The sequence below is a fragment of the Gammaproteobacteria bacterium (ex Lamellibrachia satsuma) genome (assembly GCA_019623805.1).
In the GTDB taxonomy this organism is placed as follows: domain Bacteria; phylum Pseudomonadota; class Gammaproteobacteria; order Chromatiales; family Chromatiaceae; genus QGON01.
Genome location: CP053680.1, coordinates 1,706,111 through 1,721,659, shown reverse-complemented (window position 1 = coordinate 1,721,659; position 15,549 = coordinate 1,706,111). Strand labels below are relative to the sequence as shown.

13 protein-coding genes and 1 pseudogene are annotated in these 15,549 nt (G+C 49.9%); 10 read left to right on the top strand and 4 right to left on the bottom strand.

The features are described 5' to 3' along the window. The first annotated feature begins 382 nt into the window (after positions 1–382). Positions 383–865 (top strand): annotated as a pseudogene (locus HPY30_07230) (carboxymuconolactone decarboxylase family protein). Here HPY30_07230 and HPY30_07225 read toward each other — a convergent pair. Continuing rightward, a protein-coding gene (locus tag HPY30_07225; protein ID QYZ65801.1) for an IS3 family transposase occupies positions 862–2,027 on the bottom strand; the annotation gives its coding sequence in 2 pieces (ribosomal slippage) (positions 862–1,766 and positions 1,766–2,027; 1,167 coding nt in all). The pseudogene HPY30_07230 and the gene HPY30_07225 sit on opposite strands and share 4 nt — an antisense overlap. Before the next feature lie 176 nt (positions 2,028–2,203). Between HPY30_07225 and HPY30_07220 the strand changes: the two genes are divergently transcribed. The 4 genes from HPY30_07220 to HPY30_07205 all read left to right on the top strand — a co-directional run bounded on the left by HPY30_07220 (position 2,204) and on the right by HPY30_07205 (position 8,386). Continuing rightward, positions 2,204–3,976: a hypothetical protein gene (locus HPY30_07220; GenBank protein QYZ65800.1), complete on the top strand. Its 1,773-nt coding sequence runs from the start codon at positions 2,204–2,206 to the stop codon at positions 3,974–3,976. Beyond that, on the top strand, positions 3,973–5,676 hold the full coding sequence (locus HPY30_07215; GenBank protein ID QYZ65799.1) for a diguanylate cyclase: 1,704 nt from the start codon (positions 3,973–3,975) through the stop codon (positions 5,674–5,676). Before HPY30_07220 ends, HPY30_07215 begins: the two co-directional genes overlap by 4 nt. A gap of 187 nt (positions 5,677–5,863) precedes the next feature. Further along, entirely contained in the window at positions 5,864–6,622 is a 759-nt protein-coding gene (locus tag HPY30_07210) for a solute-binding protein (protein QYZ65798.1), read from the top strand. A gap of 75 nt (positions 6,623–6,697) precedes the next feature. Continuing rightward, entirely contained in the window at positions 6,698–8,386 is a 1,689-nt protein-coding gene (locus HPY30_07205) for a HAMP domain-containing protein (GenBank protein QYZ65797.1), read from the top strand. Positions 8,387–8,614: 228 nt separating this feature from the next. On the opposite strand, the gene HPY30_07200 is transcribed toward HPY30_07205, so the two are convergent. Then, positions 8,615–9,391, bottom strand: coding sequence for an isoprenylcysteine carboxylmethyltransferase family protein (locus HPY30_07200; protein ID QYZ65796.1), 777 nt, complete (start codon positions 9,389–9,391; stop codon positions 8,615–8,617). 176 nt (positions 9,392–9,567) lie between these two features. Between HPY30_07200 and HPY30_07195 the strand changes: the two genes are divergently transcribed. From HPY30_07195 to HPY30_07175, 5 genes are all read left to right on the top strand, one after another. After that, complete coding sequence (locus tag HPY30_07195) at positions 9,568–10,206, top strand: hypothetical protein (protein ID QYZ65795.1); 639 nt, start codon at positions 9,568–9,570, stop codon at positions 10,204–10,206. A 343-nt stretch (positions 10,207–10,549) separates the two neighbouring features. Further along, complete coding sequence (locus tag HPY30_07190; GenBank protein QYZ65794.1) at positions 10,550–11,242, top strand: ABC transporter ATP-binding protein; 693 nt, start codon at positions 10,550–10,552, stop codon at positions 11,240–11,242. After that, the gene (locus tag HPY30_07185; GenBank protein ID QYZ65793.1) at positions 11,239–12,483 is read left to right on the top strand and encodes an ABC transporter permease; all 1,245 of its coding nucleotides are present in this window, start codon (positions 11,239–11,241) and stop codon (positions 12,481–12,483) included. The genes HPY30_07190 and HPY30_07185 overlap by 4 nt, the downstream gene beginning before the upstream one ends. 24 nt (positions 12,484–12,507) lie before the next feature. Continuing rightward, on the top strand, positions 12,508–13,239 hold the full coding sequence (locus tag HPY30_07180; GenBank protein ID QYZ65792.1) for an outer membrane lipoprotein-sorting protein: 732 nt from the start codon (positions 12,508–12,510) through the stop codon (positions 13,237–13,239). Beyond that, positions 13,236–14,516: a hypothetical protein gene (locus HPY30_07175; GenBank protein ID QYZ65791.1), complete on the top strand. Its 1,281-nt coding sequence runs from the start codon at positions 13,236–13,238 to the stop codon at positions 14,514–14,516. The genes HPY30_07180 and HPY30_07175 overlap by 4 nt, the downstream gene beginning before the upstream one ends. 142 nt (positions 14,517–14,658) lie before the next feature. Here HPY30_07175 and HPY30_07170 read toward each other — a convergent pair whose 3' ends face one another. Both HPY30_07170 and HPY30_07165 read right to left on the bottom strand, forming a co-directional pair. Then, a complete protein-coding gene (locus HPY30_07170; protein QYZ65790.1) occupies positions 14,659–15,048 on the bottom strand; it encodes an HDOD domain-containing protein in 390 nt (129 codons plus the stop codon). Next, positions 15,011–15,502 (bottom strand): HDOD domain-containing protein, encoded by a 492-nt coding sequence (locus HPY30_07165; protein QYZ65789.1) that lies wholly within the window; start codon positions 15,500–15,502, stop codon positions 15,011–15,013. Before HPY30_07165 ends, HPY30_07170 begins: the two co-directional genes overlap by 38 nt. Positions 15,503–15,549: the final 47 nt, after the last annotated feature.

Here is a 15,549-nt window from a genome sequence, read left to right as displayed (position 1 = left end):
ATTCTGAATATTCAATGACTTATAATGCTGCATAAAGGATATATCCACTAAAAACACCCAGTTATAGGACCATATACGGTGCTATTACAACTCTCATCGATATTCGCATCGATAGAAATGATGCGGAATGATTGCCTGGTAGATGATATCAAATGGACGCGGTGGATTGGCCTGATGAACCAATCATATAAATCAGAAGAGGTTAAAATAGACCGAATCGCTTTTAGCCAATAAAACGATGGTCATGGATTAGAGGCTATATCGCATCATGATGAAATAATACGGGGCAGGCCACGATTTCAGGTGCGAACATCGACCTCCATTAATCGTTAAGCAAAAAAGCCCGCTGTAAGCCAGTCAATCAGTTAGTCACGAGGATTTTATGCACGTCTCAATCAAATCCGTTAAGGAATATCCCTGATTTATTCGCTTGTTCTTCTGGAACCAAAAGCGTCGTTACGGAAAAATGATTGAGCCGGCGATGTTGTGAGGGCGCTCGCCGTGGGTTTTCGCGACATTAGCTTTGCTGTACGGTGCGCTGGACCGGAAAAGCTCGCCGCTCTCGCCGGCATTAAGATCCCTTATCACCGTCCGGGTCTCCCAGATCAATCACTGTGAGTTCTGCGTTGATATCAACTCGGCGATGCTAATGAAACGCGGGATCCCAGAGGACAAGATTGAAGCTCTTTGGAAATGGCAGGAAAGTCTGCTTTTCGACCAGAAGGAGCGCGTCGCTCTGGAGTTTGCCGAGGCGGTTACTCACTCGGAGCGGAATGTAGATGATGAATTAATCGCTCAGGTTAAAGAGCACTTTGACGATGATACAGTGGTTGACGTGGTCAAGGATTTTGTTACACCCAGTTAAGCCGCTTTTTTCTGCGCCATCATTTGCTGCTCAAAATCATTCGGACTCATATAATCCAGGTATGAATGCAGCCGCGTACTATTATAAAACATGGAAATATATTCCAATATGTCCTGCTGGGCTTCGTAACGTGTCTGGTAGCTTCTCCAATGCACCCGTTCCTGCTTGAGGCTGCCAAAGAAGCTTTCCACTACAGCATTATCCCAGCAGTCACCCTTCCTGCTCATACTGCCATTGATATCATGGGCTTTGAGTAACCGCCGAAAAGCCTTGCTGGCATATTGAGAACCACGATCTGAGTGGTGAATCAATCCGCCCTTCGGTCGACGTCGCCAGATCGCCATTTGCAATGCATCACAGACCAGCTTTGCCTTCATCCGGGAACTCATGCTCCAGCCGACCACTTTACGTGAATACAGGTCTATCACTACCGCCAGGTATAACCAGCCTTCCTGGGTCCATACATAAGTCACGTCCGCCGCATAGACATGATCGGGCTGGGCCACAGCAAACTCTCGCTTGAGCAGGTTGTTAAAAACCGACTGCTGGTGGTTACTGTTTGTCGTAACCTTATATTTCCTGCGCTGACGCGCCTGTACATTGGCTTCACGCATTAACTTCCTTGCCTTATTCCGACTCACCGGATAGCCCAGGACATTCAAGGCTTTTTTCATTCTGCGACTGCCATAAGTGTAGTCTGAACTCTTGGCGATATCCTCAACCCACTCCAGCATCTCCTGATGTATTCGGTCTGGCCTGTTACCCAAGCCCCTTTGATACTGGTAGTAACCATTACGACTCACACCCAAAACCTGACATTGCAAGCTGATTGGATAGGCATTCTTATGCTGGGTGATGAACGAATATTTCACTTCGTTTCTGCTGCAAAGAATACCGTTGCTTTTTTTAAGATTTCTTTCTCCATCTCAAGGCGTTTAACCTGAGCCTTGAGCTTCCTGATTTCTTCCTGTTCAGAACTCAACTTGCCATTGCCTCGAAATGCCTGCCCATCTTCTGCCTGATGTTCTTTCACCCAGCGCCCCAGCATTTGGGCATTGATGCCCAGACTGTTTGCTGCTTCCCTTCGAGTATATTCCTGCTCAAGAACCAGACTGACCGCGTCTAGCTTGAATTCCTTCGAATATTTCTTTCGTTCTTTCATTTTTCTACCTCAGTTAAGTCAATGATGCTTAACTGGGGTGTACCTGTCCATTGGACCACGTCAGTTTGATGATACTTACTCCAAGAACGATCTGCGATGGTTCTTTCCAGGATCAACATAGGCACTCCGCGCGCCTTCTCACTTCTGCTGTAACAGTTGCGCTGCTGATTTTCTGGTTGGTAGTTTTCTCTCCGTCCTCTGCAGCGCAAACCGCAGAGAAGACCCCAGGCGATGTCTATCATCAGGTGCAACTGCTGACCGAGGCGGTGCGCCAGCTGCGTAGAGAAAACAACATAACTACACCTTGGCCCTATGTGGATGTGAAAGCAGTTCGGGCACCCAGGCATGTATTTCAAAAGGCGCTGGAGATCCTGGGCAAGATAAGCAGGTATCGGGCCAATATTGCCAAGACCGGGGCAATCACTGTACCCCGCTTTCCCGGGCGGGATATTACACCCAATGAGGTTTTTAGTACGGTCGTCCGCCTGCGCCAGGAATTGACCCTGCTGTTGAAGGACAAGACGCAGGAAAAGCAGGGAAAGCAGCATCTCACCAACAAGACACCAAGCCATGTCTACTCAGCACTGTCCGAGATCTCCATCGCCTTGGAAGAGACCCTTGGATTACGCAGTATCACCCCCTCTGAGGTCTATACGCGTAGCCTGCAGGTCGTTGAGCTGGCCCTGTTTCTGCGCAGGAGCCAAGGCCTGCCGATGGAAGTGGCTAAACCGCCACGTGGCCAGGGGAAGATGCCCAATCATGCGTTGAAATCTGTAAACGATCTGCAGGCCAGGATTCAGCATGCCGAGCGGAATCTCTGGATGAAACCGCTCACTCTGACGCAGCAGCCCAGACGTGTGATTGCGCCAAGTGATGTTTTTGACGCCATGGGGGTAACCATGGCGGAACTGCAGCGCATCCAGTTCCGCCTGGGGTTGGAACGGCAGTTCCCTGATCCGGAACCGCATGAAGGTAAGACTCCGGATGATGTCATACAGAACACCCGCTGGGCTGCCGTCTTGCTGCCCGAGTTCAATCTGGGCAGACCGCTGCAGCAGTATGACCGGTCGGCACTGCAAAAGAGCTCCAACCAGGTCTTTTCCGTCAGCGAGCATATCCTGGGACGACTCATGCAGTACCGTCGCCTGCGGGGTATTCAGACGCCACCGCTCAAGGCCCGGATGATTCCGGGCCTCAAGCCACAGCATGTCTATGGCAAGGCATTGGAGATCATGGAGAAAGTGGATGTGTTGCGGCAGCGTCAGAACCTGGGACCGATGGCCGTACCGCGCTACCCGTTGAGGACCATCACACCCTCTGAGGTATTTGAACTGGCCCTGCGCCTGGACAACGAACTGGCCCTTATCCATCGACAGGGGGACAGTGAAGCGAAGCTGTGGGTGACGTCTACTCAAGTGCGTGAATATGAAGACAAGCGGCCCAGCGATGTATTCCTCCTTATGCAGCGGATCTCGAATCTGCTGGACACAATTCTCGGTTTGGAAGGTTTTACCCCTAACGATGTTTATCGTGAGGTGCTGGTCACGAAACAGGATGTGCAGTTGATTGCCCGGGCCCTGGGCGAAACCATCCCGCCAGAGACCTGGAGTGCACCGGACCTCAAATCAGGCACGGAACCCCGTGCTGTACTGGATAAGGCCAAAGAGGTGGTGGATCTGATCGCGATGGCCAAACGGCGGGCCGGCATGTTCGGGGGGCGCAACATTGCCGTCCCCACCGGTGAAACGGTCACCCCTTCAGACGTGTTTAACCAGGTTCGCCTGATCGATACAGAGCTGACAGAATTCAAGGTCTTTCTTGGTATTTCGGTGATTCCCGACCGGATACAGGCTCAGAAAGGCAAGGTGCCAGCGCATGTTTTACAGGTTCTTGAAGGTATATCCGCTGCACTGAGGAGTCTTCTGCACATGGAAAGTGAGAAGGCGTGAGGTTCTTCTCACTCACCGCAAGGTTTGCACTGTTGGCCTTTGTGATCGCAGGCATCGGCATCCTCGGCATCTCAGCCTACAGCTACCGGGATGCAGGTACCCTGCTGCACCAGCAGAGTATCGAGCGCGTGGCGGGGGAGCTGCTGCGGCTCAGCGGCCGTTTTCAGGAAAACATCGACAGTATGCGCCGGGATGTGCAGCGCATAGCAACCTCCGGCCCAGTCATCGGCTACCATCGGGCGGTTGCAGGCGGTGGCTATGATGATGAGCGTAACATGACGCAGGCGCTCTGGAAACAGCGTCTGGCGATCGATTTCAAACTGTTGATGGAGCAGCGCCAGGACTATCTACAGGTTCGATATATCGGCATCGCCGACAGGGGGCGGGAGATCGTTCGCGTGGAGCGGGTGGGCGGTAACATCGCTGTCGTTCCTGATGGAGATCTCCAGCGCAAAGGCCAGCGTGATTATGTAAGGGAAACTATCCGTTTACAACCAAACCAGCAGTATCTCTCCAGGGTGGAACTGAACAAGGAGCATGACAGTATCGTCTTTCCACTGCAGCCGGTAATGCGGGTGGCTGCACCCATCCATACAAAGAACGGCACTGTTTTTGGTGTGGTGGTTATCAATGCCGATTTCAATGCCTTGGTCGATCCCTTTGATGCACCTCCAGCCAATGTCTCTTTCATCATGGCCGATCATATGGGCGACTATCTCCTTCATCCTGACAAGGATCGGCAGTTTAGCCATGCTCTGGGCGGCAGTCCCGGACTAGAGAAGGATTATTCAACATTCAAACAGATGCTGCGTTTCCACGAAGGTTATGAATTCCAGGATTTTGCGGAACATTCGGCAAGCTTAATTGAGACCCATCTCCGTTACAATCCGCTGGATCAGACACAGCAAATTATGATAGCGGCCCTTGTATCTCACGATGTGATCAATGAACTTTCGCAAGGGTTTGGGGGGCGTTTGATATTTGGCGTAGTGATAACGGTCTTTCTTATCAGTATAGGGATGGCCCTGCTGGCCTGGCGTCTGACAAGACCGATCAACCAGCTCACCATCGCGGCTGATAGAATTGCCAAAGGTGATGAGGTAAGCATTCCAGCCATTGGTCGCCGGGACGAACTGGGTCTGATGGCAAACTCCTTCCAAACCATGCTTAATCATCTGCATGCCACGCAGCGGGAACTCGAGCACCTGGCAACCCACGACGCCTTAACCGGGTTGTATAACCGCAAGGTACTGGAGAATCGAATAGAAGAGGAGCTGCAAAGAGCGGCTCGATATAACCGCGATCTTTCGGTATTCCTGCTGGATATAGATCATTTTAAGTCTATCAACGATACGTATGGCCATCTATCAGGGGATAAAGCACTTCAATGTCTGGCAGAGGTATTGGAGGATTCGATTCGAAAAACAGATTATGTGGCCCGTTATGGCGGCGAGGAATTTATCGTTGTCCTGCCGGAAACCCCACTTCAAGAAGCGATGGGGCTGGCGGAACGACTGCGGAGCAGTATTGCAGAGCATTCTGTTCCACTTGAGACGGACAAAAAAATCAAGCTGACTGTCAGCATAGGTGTTGCTGCCTTTCCGGTACATGGTCAATCCTGGCAGGATTTACTGGGAGCGGCGGACGCTGCCATGTATGCAGCGAAAAACGCCGGGCGTGATCAAATAAAAACACCTTGAATCAGTGATTTAGAGCGGGATTGTCACTCACTGCGGTCCGAGACTTAAATTCCTGCCTGTTTAGTCAGCAGTAAGCGTGAATCATAAATTCCCCACTTTTTCTAAAGTTTACATCTCGTCAGTCGATAGTTTTTTTGTGAATAAATAATTTCAAATCAAGATATTGTAAAATTTAAGGAAGAAACTAATGATTAAATCTATTCTCCGTTTCGGATTCATTACTGCCTTGTTGACCATAGGAATCCTTCCGGCAATGGCTGCCGATATAACGCTCTCCGGCTCCACCACTGTCCAGAAACGTGTGCTCGAGCCGGCGGCTGGAGCCATCCAGGCAGCGACCGGGGTCAAAGTTCGTGTACGTGGAACCTCTTCCGGTAAGGGGTTTAAAGAGATTCTTGACGGCAAGACCATGGCATCAGTTGCCTCAAGCCCGTTGGCCAGCTTACTCAGTAAATACAAAGTGGAAGACGATGGAACCTATCAGGAACACGTAATCACCCGTGATGTCATCGTGCCAATAGTCCATCCCGCGAACTCAGTATCTGAATTGACCTTTCAGCAGTTGTCAGACATCAATACCGGCAAGATAACCAACTGGAAGGATGTTGGCGGCCCGGATATGAAGATCGTTGTCATCACCTCCAGCAAGGGATCGGCCACCCGTTCTGTATTCCAGAAACTCGTGATGAAGAAACAGCCCTATCTAAAAGGGGCTCGTGAAGTCAAATCGACTCGTAAGGAAGTTGATTTGGTCTCTAAGTTCAAAGGTGGAATAGGTGCTGTCTCCCAGGGTTTTGTGGATGCCAATCCGGGTAAGGTAAATGTGGTAAAAACCGGTGAGATTTCCCGCCCCCTGTGTGTTATCACAAAAGGCAATCCGGATAATGAGCTTGGTAAGGTCATTGCTTATCTGAAAACAGACCAGGCAAAGAAGCACTTCAAGTAAGTAATTCCGGCCTGCGACTCTCTGGAAATGGAGAATATCCGTTCTCCAGTGAGTTGAGGTATCAAGGTGTAAAAAATGAAACTAATAACAAAGACATTATGGATTCCAATTGCAATCTTAGTGTTAACATTCTTTGTAATGGGTTCCATATTCTCATGGGTAATAAATACCGAAACCGAGCAGCAAACGAGTGATGCAATCACCCGTCTGTTGAACAGTGAGAAGGCAACGTTGGCTAACGGATTGATTCTTGTGACTGCCGGCCAGGCACCCTATGATGCCATTCTTGGCTTGGAAGCCGATGACAAGTCGTTGGCGGAGGACTTGGTAAAACAAGTGTCCGGCATGGGATTGGATGTAATATACGTCACTGACTTGAGCGGTAAGCAGCTGTATTCATCGGCTGACAAGGTGCCGGCTGAACTGACCAAAGAAATAAAAGACAACAGTCTTAAGCAAGGTGTTGTTAACCATCTGGCGGCTGCGAATATGATGATCGCCTATGCCCCGATTTTTGACGTAGAGACACCTGTCGGATATCTTGGATTTTCTGTCGAATTAGATGGAATGCTTTATGAAAATCTTCAGCAGATGCCCGGTCTGGAAAATGATGGAGGTGCTGTAGTTCCTTCGGTATCTGAGAGTCTCGCGAATGCAGAAATTGAGTTCAAGCAACAGTCGGCTGCATTTTTAAATAAATTTTTAGTAACTATGGTCATTACCCTGTTAGTCGCTCTTGGAGCGATCATTGCGCTGCTAGGTACCACATCGCGTAACATCATTCGCCCAATACGAGAGCTTTTGACGCTATTGAATAAGATGGCTGGCGGAGACTTTACCGTAATGGCCAACCCCAAAGGCAACGACGAAGTGGCAGAGCTTCAACGAGCTGCCAACAGCACATCTGAGCAATTGAAGGGCATGATATCGCACTTGATAAGCTCTACTCAGGAGTTGAATTCCACGGTGACTCAGATCTCCTCTGCTATAGATGCATCCAATGAAAGTATGACAACGCAGCGTATAGAAACAGAGCAGGTCGCTACCGCAATGAATCAGATGACAGCGACAATTCGGGGAATTGCACAGACGACCAGCGCCGCCGCAGAGTCCGCTACTGAGGCGGATAATGAGGCGAAGGAGGGTCAGGGCGTTGTTACAGAAACCATAGGGTCGATAGAAGGGCTTTCTCGGGAAATCGAACAGGCGACTACCGTTATTGCTCAACTGCGACAGCAAAGCACTGATATTGGTGGCGTACTGGATGTTATCCGGGGTATCGCTGAGCAGACTAACCTGCTGGCACTGAATGCAGCAATTGAAGCGGCCCGTGCGGGTGAGCAGGGTCGTGGATTTGCAGTTGTCGCAGATGAGGTGCGTACACTGGCAGGGCGCACGCAGGAGTCAACGGAAGAGATCCAGGCTATGATCGAACGCCTCCAAAATGGTGCTCAGGATGCAGTGAATGCGATGGAGCGGAGTGGTGAGCACGTGCAGCAAACCACGGTACGATCCAAGAAAGGTGGTGAATCTCTGGAGATGATTACTTCTTCCGTTGAAAAAATCCGTGACATGAGTATGCAGATCGCCACTGCTGCTGAGCAGCAAGGCGCGGTTTCTGAAAATGTAAATGAGAAGGTTGCGAACATCAATCAATTGTCTGAGCGAACGAAAGATAGCTCTGATGAAGTACAGGCAGCAAACGGAAGACTTATTTCATTGGGGGCCGAACTGCGGAAGATGACTGATCGTTTCGCGCTATAATCGCAACTGCATTTTCTGATCCGGAAGATCAATAGCTCACTTGAGCTGCTCATTGTTCACGAATGCTGCATAAACCGGCTCAGCAAGTTGTCCGCCCCTTGCTGAGCCTTCAATCGTTTTTATACTCATCCTGGTTCTCCTTGGCCCACTTTTTTGTTAGATCCAGCAGATAATGCCAATTATCTCTTATACCATAAACTTGAGTATGCTGGGATGCAGTGAAAATGATCAGACTCTTGCCAGCTTGGGCCACAGAAATCCGGTACTTTTCCTGTAGTCTTCGTATTCCACCAGGGTTCTCATAAACTTCCGTTCTTCAATCTTGGCTCGTATGATCTGTAACAAGACCGCACCCACAAAGAGATAAAGTCCAACTGGTGTTCCTGACAGAATGGCGATCCCAAAGATGTGTACGATCTCACCCAAATAGAGGGGATGTCGTATTCTGGCATATGGGCCTGTAGTTACTAGTGTGCGGACGGCGGCACGCAGACCAAAGGAGCGTTTCAGGTGGCTGATCGCCCATATGCTGAAAGCCGCCCCAAAGAAACCTGTTATGAAACCTGTCATGGTGAAATAGAAACTGAACAGTGGCGTGATGCTTCTGAAAACCTCCAGTGTTTCCGGTGAATAACCGGGCAAAAATTGCCGGACTTGTGGAAAAAATAACAGTGTGAAGCTAATGACGGGGACGAATACGGTCAATAGTGGAAACAGGTTTTCCCAAAATCCCTGGGGTTTGCTTTTGGCCTTTCCGCGCACAATAAAGCTGTAAAATGCAAGAAAATCAAAGGCCAGGGCCGTGATAAAGTAGAGGATGTAGGTTAACTCGTTAGTAAGATAATAGGTGCCATCTTGCCCCATGCTGCTAATGTTTTTCAGCACCATCCAAAGATTCGGTTTGTCAGCCAGATAGCTCCAGAGGGCAAAAGTCTTACTCCCGACGATCAGGGCAAAGAGCAGGATGGGAGCGCCATCCAATTTGATTTTTTCGTTTAACGTCATGTGTAGCCATCCTTAGTGGGGTTTCCTGATGGACCTGTCTGCATCGAGATAAGAATAAACCTTGTTTGGATTGATAACTGTCATAGTATTTTACTGTGGTATTTGTAGATACTAACAGTAAGCCTGATGGGCTGGGGGTATTTTGAATTTTGTAGCAGGCTGATGGAGTGGTGTCTATGAAATGGCAATCTGTCATCAGGTCTTTTGGATTTCTGGGCCTTCTTGTGTTTTTATCGCCTGCATTCTCTGCAGAGGGTAATGCATTCACCGAATCCGTGGTTATATTCAACACCATCTGCGCAAAATGCCATGAAGCTCAATGTAGCGGTCGATTGAGTTTCGACGAGGCCTTTGAGAAATCAACCAGTCATGTCCTGAGGCACTACGGGCAGGCATCCGGGAAGCAATGGCTGCAAAAAGAGCTGTTCGATATTCTCAACTACATGAAAGGAAAATGCGCCTATTACCCGACACAGACTCTTATACCTTCAAAGAGGGTCTGGGATAGAGCTATTTTGGAAAAATTTACGACTTTGATGGAGAGGAACTACTTCATCCCTGTCGGTCACTTTGCTCCGGGGTATTATCGTATTGAACTGGAGCTTGAGAGAGATGCAAAGGTAATCACACATCTCATATCCGGCGAGTTTGAAATGGCGCTGGAGGATTGCTTTCGATCAACTGATCGAAGGGTGAATATTCCGGTTCGCATTGAAGAGCCGGGAGACTACTATTTTCGCATGTATCCGAAAACACCCGTTAGGATTATCAGGTTTTCAATCCTTCCAAATGAAAGCAAAGTTCAACAGGATTAAAAACTCCCATGTGACTGATCCTCTTTGCGCCCAAAATGAAATTCCCAGTACGACACATAGCCACTGCATTCACGATCTCAAAGCCCATGGCATGCGGTCGTCCTTGCTCGCTGCATTCCTCTAAAGCCGGGCAGTAAAGATCCCCATGCTGCCCTTGATGGTGCACTACTTCGGTACCCTCTATACTGGACTTTATGTGGTTAATATCTTGCTGTTCTCGGTTTTGAGCGGTGTCATAATGGAGCGCTTGGAGAGAGGAACGCCTCAAGGCCTCGACGATAACGATTGATGAAAAACAAGTCCGATACAGGGCTCGCTATATAGTGATTTTGAGTGATATTTCATGAAACTTATTTTTGCTGAAAACCTGGAAAAGACCTATAGCACCGGCGAGATCGATGTTACAGCCATCACGAGTGCGGATTTCAGCATCGATTCCAGCTCCTTTGTCTCCTTTGTCGGCCCATCAGGCAGTGGTAAGAGCACGCTGCTGAATATGATCGGCTGTCTGGACCGGCCCAGCGGAGGAAAACTCAGGGTGCTCGATACGGATGTAAACACACTGGATCGAAAGCGAGGGGCAGCCTTTCGCGCCAAGCATATAGGTTTCATCTTTCAGGACTTCAATCTCATTCCGGTGCTAACCGTATCCGAGAATATTGAATACCCCCTCATCATGGTGCAAAAGTGGTCTGCCGAGAAACGCAGAAAGCGTGTGAATGAGATGTTGGAAGCTGTGGATATGACCGATCAGGCATACAAGTTGCCCTCTGAGCTTTCCGGTGGGCAAAAGCAGCGGGTGGCCATCGCGCGTGCTTTGGCCACACATGCCAAATTGATATTGGCGGATGAACCCACCGCAAATCTCGATCATGCCACCGCCTACCGCATCATCAATCTCATGAAACAGATGCGTGATGAGTTCGGCTCCACCTTTATCTTCTCAACCCACGACCCCAAGATCATGGAGGCAGCAGAGATTATCTATACCCTGGAGGATGGCGTGGTTAATCTGACGAAGGGAGAGAACCAATGATGCGGATTCTGGCTATCGCCCTGCGCAACCTGATGCGCTACCGTCGACGGACCCTGCTCACCACGCTGCTGATCACCATCGGTGTGGTAGCTGTATTGCTGTTTATTGCTGTTTCAAGCTCCTTCAAGAGCATGATGATCGGTCAAATTACCGACTCTATGTTGGGACATCTTCAAATCCATAAAAAGGGTTATGTCTCTTCAATTGATAACCTGCCTTTACATCTGAACATGCCGCCTAAGATGGTCGATAAAGTGTCTGAGGCACTTGCGGAAATCGATGAGGTAGAGGCTTGGTCACCACGAGTCAAGCTTGGCGCCATGTTCAGTAATTTTACCGAGACCACCAATATCCGCCTGAATGGTGTGGATCCTGTGAGGGAGTCACAGGTCAGTCCCGACCTGCGTAAGCGGTTTATTTCCGGCGGTGGAGATGTCCTGGTGGAAAAAGGCAGGATCCTGGTGCCTGAGCTCATCGCCAAGGGTATGAAAGTCAAGGTAGGTGACCCTGTCGTGCTGGTGGCGAATAATAAAGATGGCTCGGTGAACGGAATGAACTTCGTCGTACAGGGCCTGTTGGAAGGTATATCCGGCCCCGGCGGGCGTGACGGTTACATTCATTTGGATGATGCGCGGACACTGCTGCGCATGGATGACCACGAGGTCAGTGAGATTGCCATACGCCTCAAGGGTCTCGATCATATCGAGGCTGCCCAACGCCAATTAAAAGCATCCATTGGCATATTGAAAAATAAGAAGGGCAGACCCGCCTTCGAGATTCACCCTTGGGAGAAACTCTCTCCCTTTTCAAATATCGCCAAGATGATTGATCTGATGACGCTCTTCATAAAGATCATGCTGGTATCCATTGTGTTGATCAGCGTGATGAATGTCATGATCATGGCTGTCTACGAGCGCATTCGCGAGATCGGCACCATTGCCGCCATGGGTACGTCGCCGGGCAGTATCCGCTCGTTGTTTATTGCGGAGGGGTTTCTTCTGGGGCTGTTGGGTGCTGTGATCGGTGTCATCCTTAGTCTGGGTCTGGTAGCCGGGTTCCGATATGCCGGTATCACCTTTGATTTTGGTCGGCAAAAGGGGCTGCTGTTACAGCCGGAAATCGCACTGGGTGATGTCACCCTGGCTGCAGTAATGGTCATCATTGTCGCCATACTTGCCAGTCTGCAGCCTGCCTGGAAGGCCTCGCGTTTGGACCCCATCGATGCCTTGCGGCATGTCTGATCCTTTACCTTCAAGGAATACCCGATGAGATACGTCTTTCTATTGCTCTGGCTACTCCTGGCAGCTGTCCCGCTGCATGCCCAGGACGCCCAACAGTTGCTCCAGGAGGTGGATCGGCATCTGCAGCCAGAGTCTTATGAGATGTACCGCAAGCTGATTAATATCGAACCCGATGGCGATAAGAAGGCTTTCGTGCTCTATACCGTTAAGAAGGGTAATGACAAGATGCTTGCCCTGTTTCTCGATCCGCCCAGCGAGAAGGGACGCGCCACCTTGCGGATGGCTGATAATATGTGGCTCTATATTCCCGATGTCGGCAGGCCGCTGCGTATCACCAGCCTGCAGTCGGTGGTTGGTGGCGTGTTCAACAACTCCGATATCATGCGGCTCGACTTCAGTGCCGAATACCATGCCGAATCGGTGAAAAGCGAAGATGGAGTGTACCTGCTGGAGCTCAAGGCAAAGAGCAATAGCGTCGCCTATGACCGTCTCAAAATGTGGGTGGATAAAGAGGCTCGTGTACCGATCAGGATAGAGGCCTATGCCGCCAGTGGGTTGCTGATCAAAACCCTGCATTACAGCAAGATAAAAGATTTTGGTAACGGCATCATCCGACCTGCGATGCTGGAGACAGACAGTCCACTTCACAAAGGTTATAAATCGGTGATGTTGTTTTCAGGCGTTAAACCGCGCGATTTTTCTGATGAGGTATTCAGCCTCAGTTTTATGTCGAAGGCGGGCGAACTGCGGGAATGAGTCGATGGCTTACGGGACTGCTCCTCATTCCGCTCCTGATGCCGGTTCAGGCGGAAGAGTTTGATTTCGATATCTCCCGGTATGAGAAGAAGCCGTTCGAGTTTAGCGGGCATCTGGAGATAAAGCCGGAGCACCGGTACTTTGACCAGGATAGCACGCTCTTCCGGCTTAACTTCCCGACAGCAGATGAGCAGCCCTCCTCAGATGACCGGTATAGCGGTGTACTGGAACTGGAAGGCCTCTACCGATCCGGTGCTTCTTCTCTTAATTTCCATGCCCAGGCCGCAGCGCAGCATGATATCTATGGTGGTAGTGGTAATGCGGACGTTTTTCAGCTCTATTACCGCTATTCTACCGACACGCTGACCTTTGAACTCGGCAAGCGAGCCCTGAAATGGGGTACGGGTTACGCGTGGAACCCGGTGGGTTTCATCCAACGAGTCAAAGATCCCAGTGATCCGGAGTTGAGTCGTGAAGGTTTTGTCATTGCCTCGATAGACTATGTGAGAAGCTTTGATGCGCCTTTGAAGGCGATTGCTTTCACTCCGGTATTATTGCCTGTCACCAATCGCATCAATGAGGATTTTTCACCTGAAGAGGATATCAACCTGGCAGGCCGGTTCTACCTCCTCTATCGTGATACGGATATCGATCTTCTTTTCTTGACCGACGGAAGCCGTAGTGGGCGGATCGGGATGGATTTTTCCCGCAACCTGGCGACGAACCTTGAAATACACGGTGAACTGGCCTGGATCCATGACCAGGCAAGATTCATATTGGATGAGGGGGAAGCAATAAATATACGCAGGCAAGATAGCACGAGTTATCTGTTGGGGATACGCTATCTATCCGCCCAGGATATGACCTATATCCTTGAGTATTATCACAACGGCTCCGGCCTGAGTAAAAATGAGGCCGATCGATTTTTTAATCTGCTTGATTCAGCAGAGTCGACTGGTGAGGTTGCAGCGTTTGAAAATGCGCGAAATATTGCTGGCCAGGCAGGTTTCTTCACACCCAATTACATGCGGGACTATTTACACTTGAGAGTTTCCCAGAAAGAACCCTTCGATATCGTCTATCTCAGTGCAGATCTTACATCGATTATAAACCTTCAGGATCACAGCTACTCCCTCGTCCCGGGAGTGAATTATACGGGATTTAATAACATCGAATTACGCCTCCGTGCAGCCCTGAATCAGGGTGCTCCTCACTCTGAATTTGGAGAAAAGCTGGTTGAAAATCGCATTGAGTTACGGGTGAGATATTTTTTCTAGGACCTGTAAAAGGCAGCCATATAAAATTCAGAAATGCCAATATTCTGTAGAATCTTTGTGTTGAGTGGTCTTGCGGCTCAATTTTCACTGTCGTTGTGACGGTTTGCAGGATGAACGTAGGGTGCGCCGCGCGCACCTTAGTTTAGAGTTCTGACGTGGTCTTCTGGGCAGGGAAGATCAGCTGCGTGACACCAGTTACCTCCTCATCGACTTTCTGGGAAGCTTCCCGGCAACGGTCAGCGGATAGACCGGTCACCTGCCAGGCCAGTGGCGAAACTCTGATGAGTGCGTCATCGAGTTGTTCGCCCCGATCGGTGGCCTCAGTCATCATGGCTGCAATATGTACCAGGCTGGCGGAAAACTGGTACTGCCTGGCTTTCTCAAGCTCGAGCTGAAACTCGATGGGTCCCCATAAACTCTGGGGCAGTTTCCAGTGGCGCATCAATGCGGCACTGACTTGGGCATAGTCGACGCCCAGCAGGGCACGTTCAGCTTTATACAGGTTCTCCTGCTGCGCCTTGCCAGGCTCCATCTGGTAGATGACTAACTAGGTGTCCAATATCGTGCAACAGGCCGCACACAAACAAACGTTCGCCGTCCGATGAACTGCAAAGGGAAGCGAGTTCTCTACTGGTAATGGCGCAGACTACGCTTGTACGCCAGAATCGCTCCATATCCATCACTTCGTTGGATATGTTTGTAAAACTTTGTGCCACCGATGCAGCGAGAACCAGATCATGAACTCCCTGGGCGCCAAGCAGGTTGACTGCGCGGCTGACAGAATCGATCTGTGTGGCCAGGCCAAAATAGGCGCTATTTACGATACGGAGCAGGCGGACGGTGATTGCGGGGTCGTGGTTTATTGCCCAAGCCACGCTTTCCATAGTGTAGTTCGGATCCTCCAATACAGATTTCAGTCGAAGATAGATGTCCGGCAATGAGATAAGTTTAATGCTTTTTGAGATCTCTTCCCAAACGCTCGACATGATGGTTTCCTTCGAAAATGGCTCTTATGCTGGATCGGCAAATGGTC

Bases quoted from the DNA above. Each gene is read 5' to 3' on its own strand.
- HPY30_07210 (QYZ65798.1), top strand. From the start codon at position 5,864: ATGATTAAATCTATTCTCCGTTTCGGATTCATTACTGCCTTGTTGACC.
- HPY30_07205 (QYZ65797.1), top strand. From the start codon at position 6,698: ATGAAACTAATAACAAAGACATTATGGATTCCAATTGCAATCTTAGTG.
- HPY30_07200 (QYZ65796.1), bottom strand. From the start codon at position 9,391: ATGACGTTAAACGAAAAAATCAAATTGGATGGCGCTCCCATCCTGCTC.
- HPY30_07195 (QYZ65795.1), top strand. From the start codon at position 9,568: ATGAAATGGCAATCTGTCATCAGGTCTTTTGGATTTCTGGGCCTTCTT.
- HPY30_07190 (QYZ65794.1), top strand. From the start codon at position 10,550: ATGAAACTTATTTTTGCTGAAAACCTGGAAAAGACCTATAGCACCGGC.
- HPY30_07185 (QYZ65793.1), top strand. From the start codon at position 11,239: ATGATGCGGATTCTGGCTATCGCCCTGCGCAACCTGATGCGCTACCGT.
- HPY30_07180 (QYZ65792.1), top strand. From the start codon at position 12,508: ATGAGATACGTCTTTCTATTGCTCTGGCTACTCCTGGCAGCTGTCCCG.
- HPY30_07175 (QYZ65791.1), top strand. From the start codon at position 13,236: ATGAGTCGATGGCTTACGGGACTGCTCCTCATTCCGCTCCTGATGCCG.
- HPY30_07170 (QYZ65790.1), bottom strand. From the start codon at position 15,048: ATGGAGCCTGGCAAGGCGCAGCAGGAGAACCTGTATAAAGCTGAACGT.
- HPY30_07165 (QYZ65789.1), bottom strand. From the start codon at position 15,502: ATGTCGAGCGTTTGGGAAGAGATCTCAAAAAGCATTAAACTTATCTCA.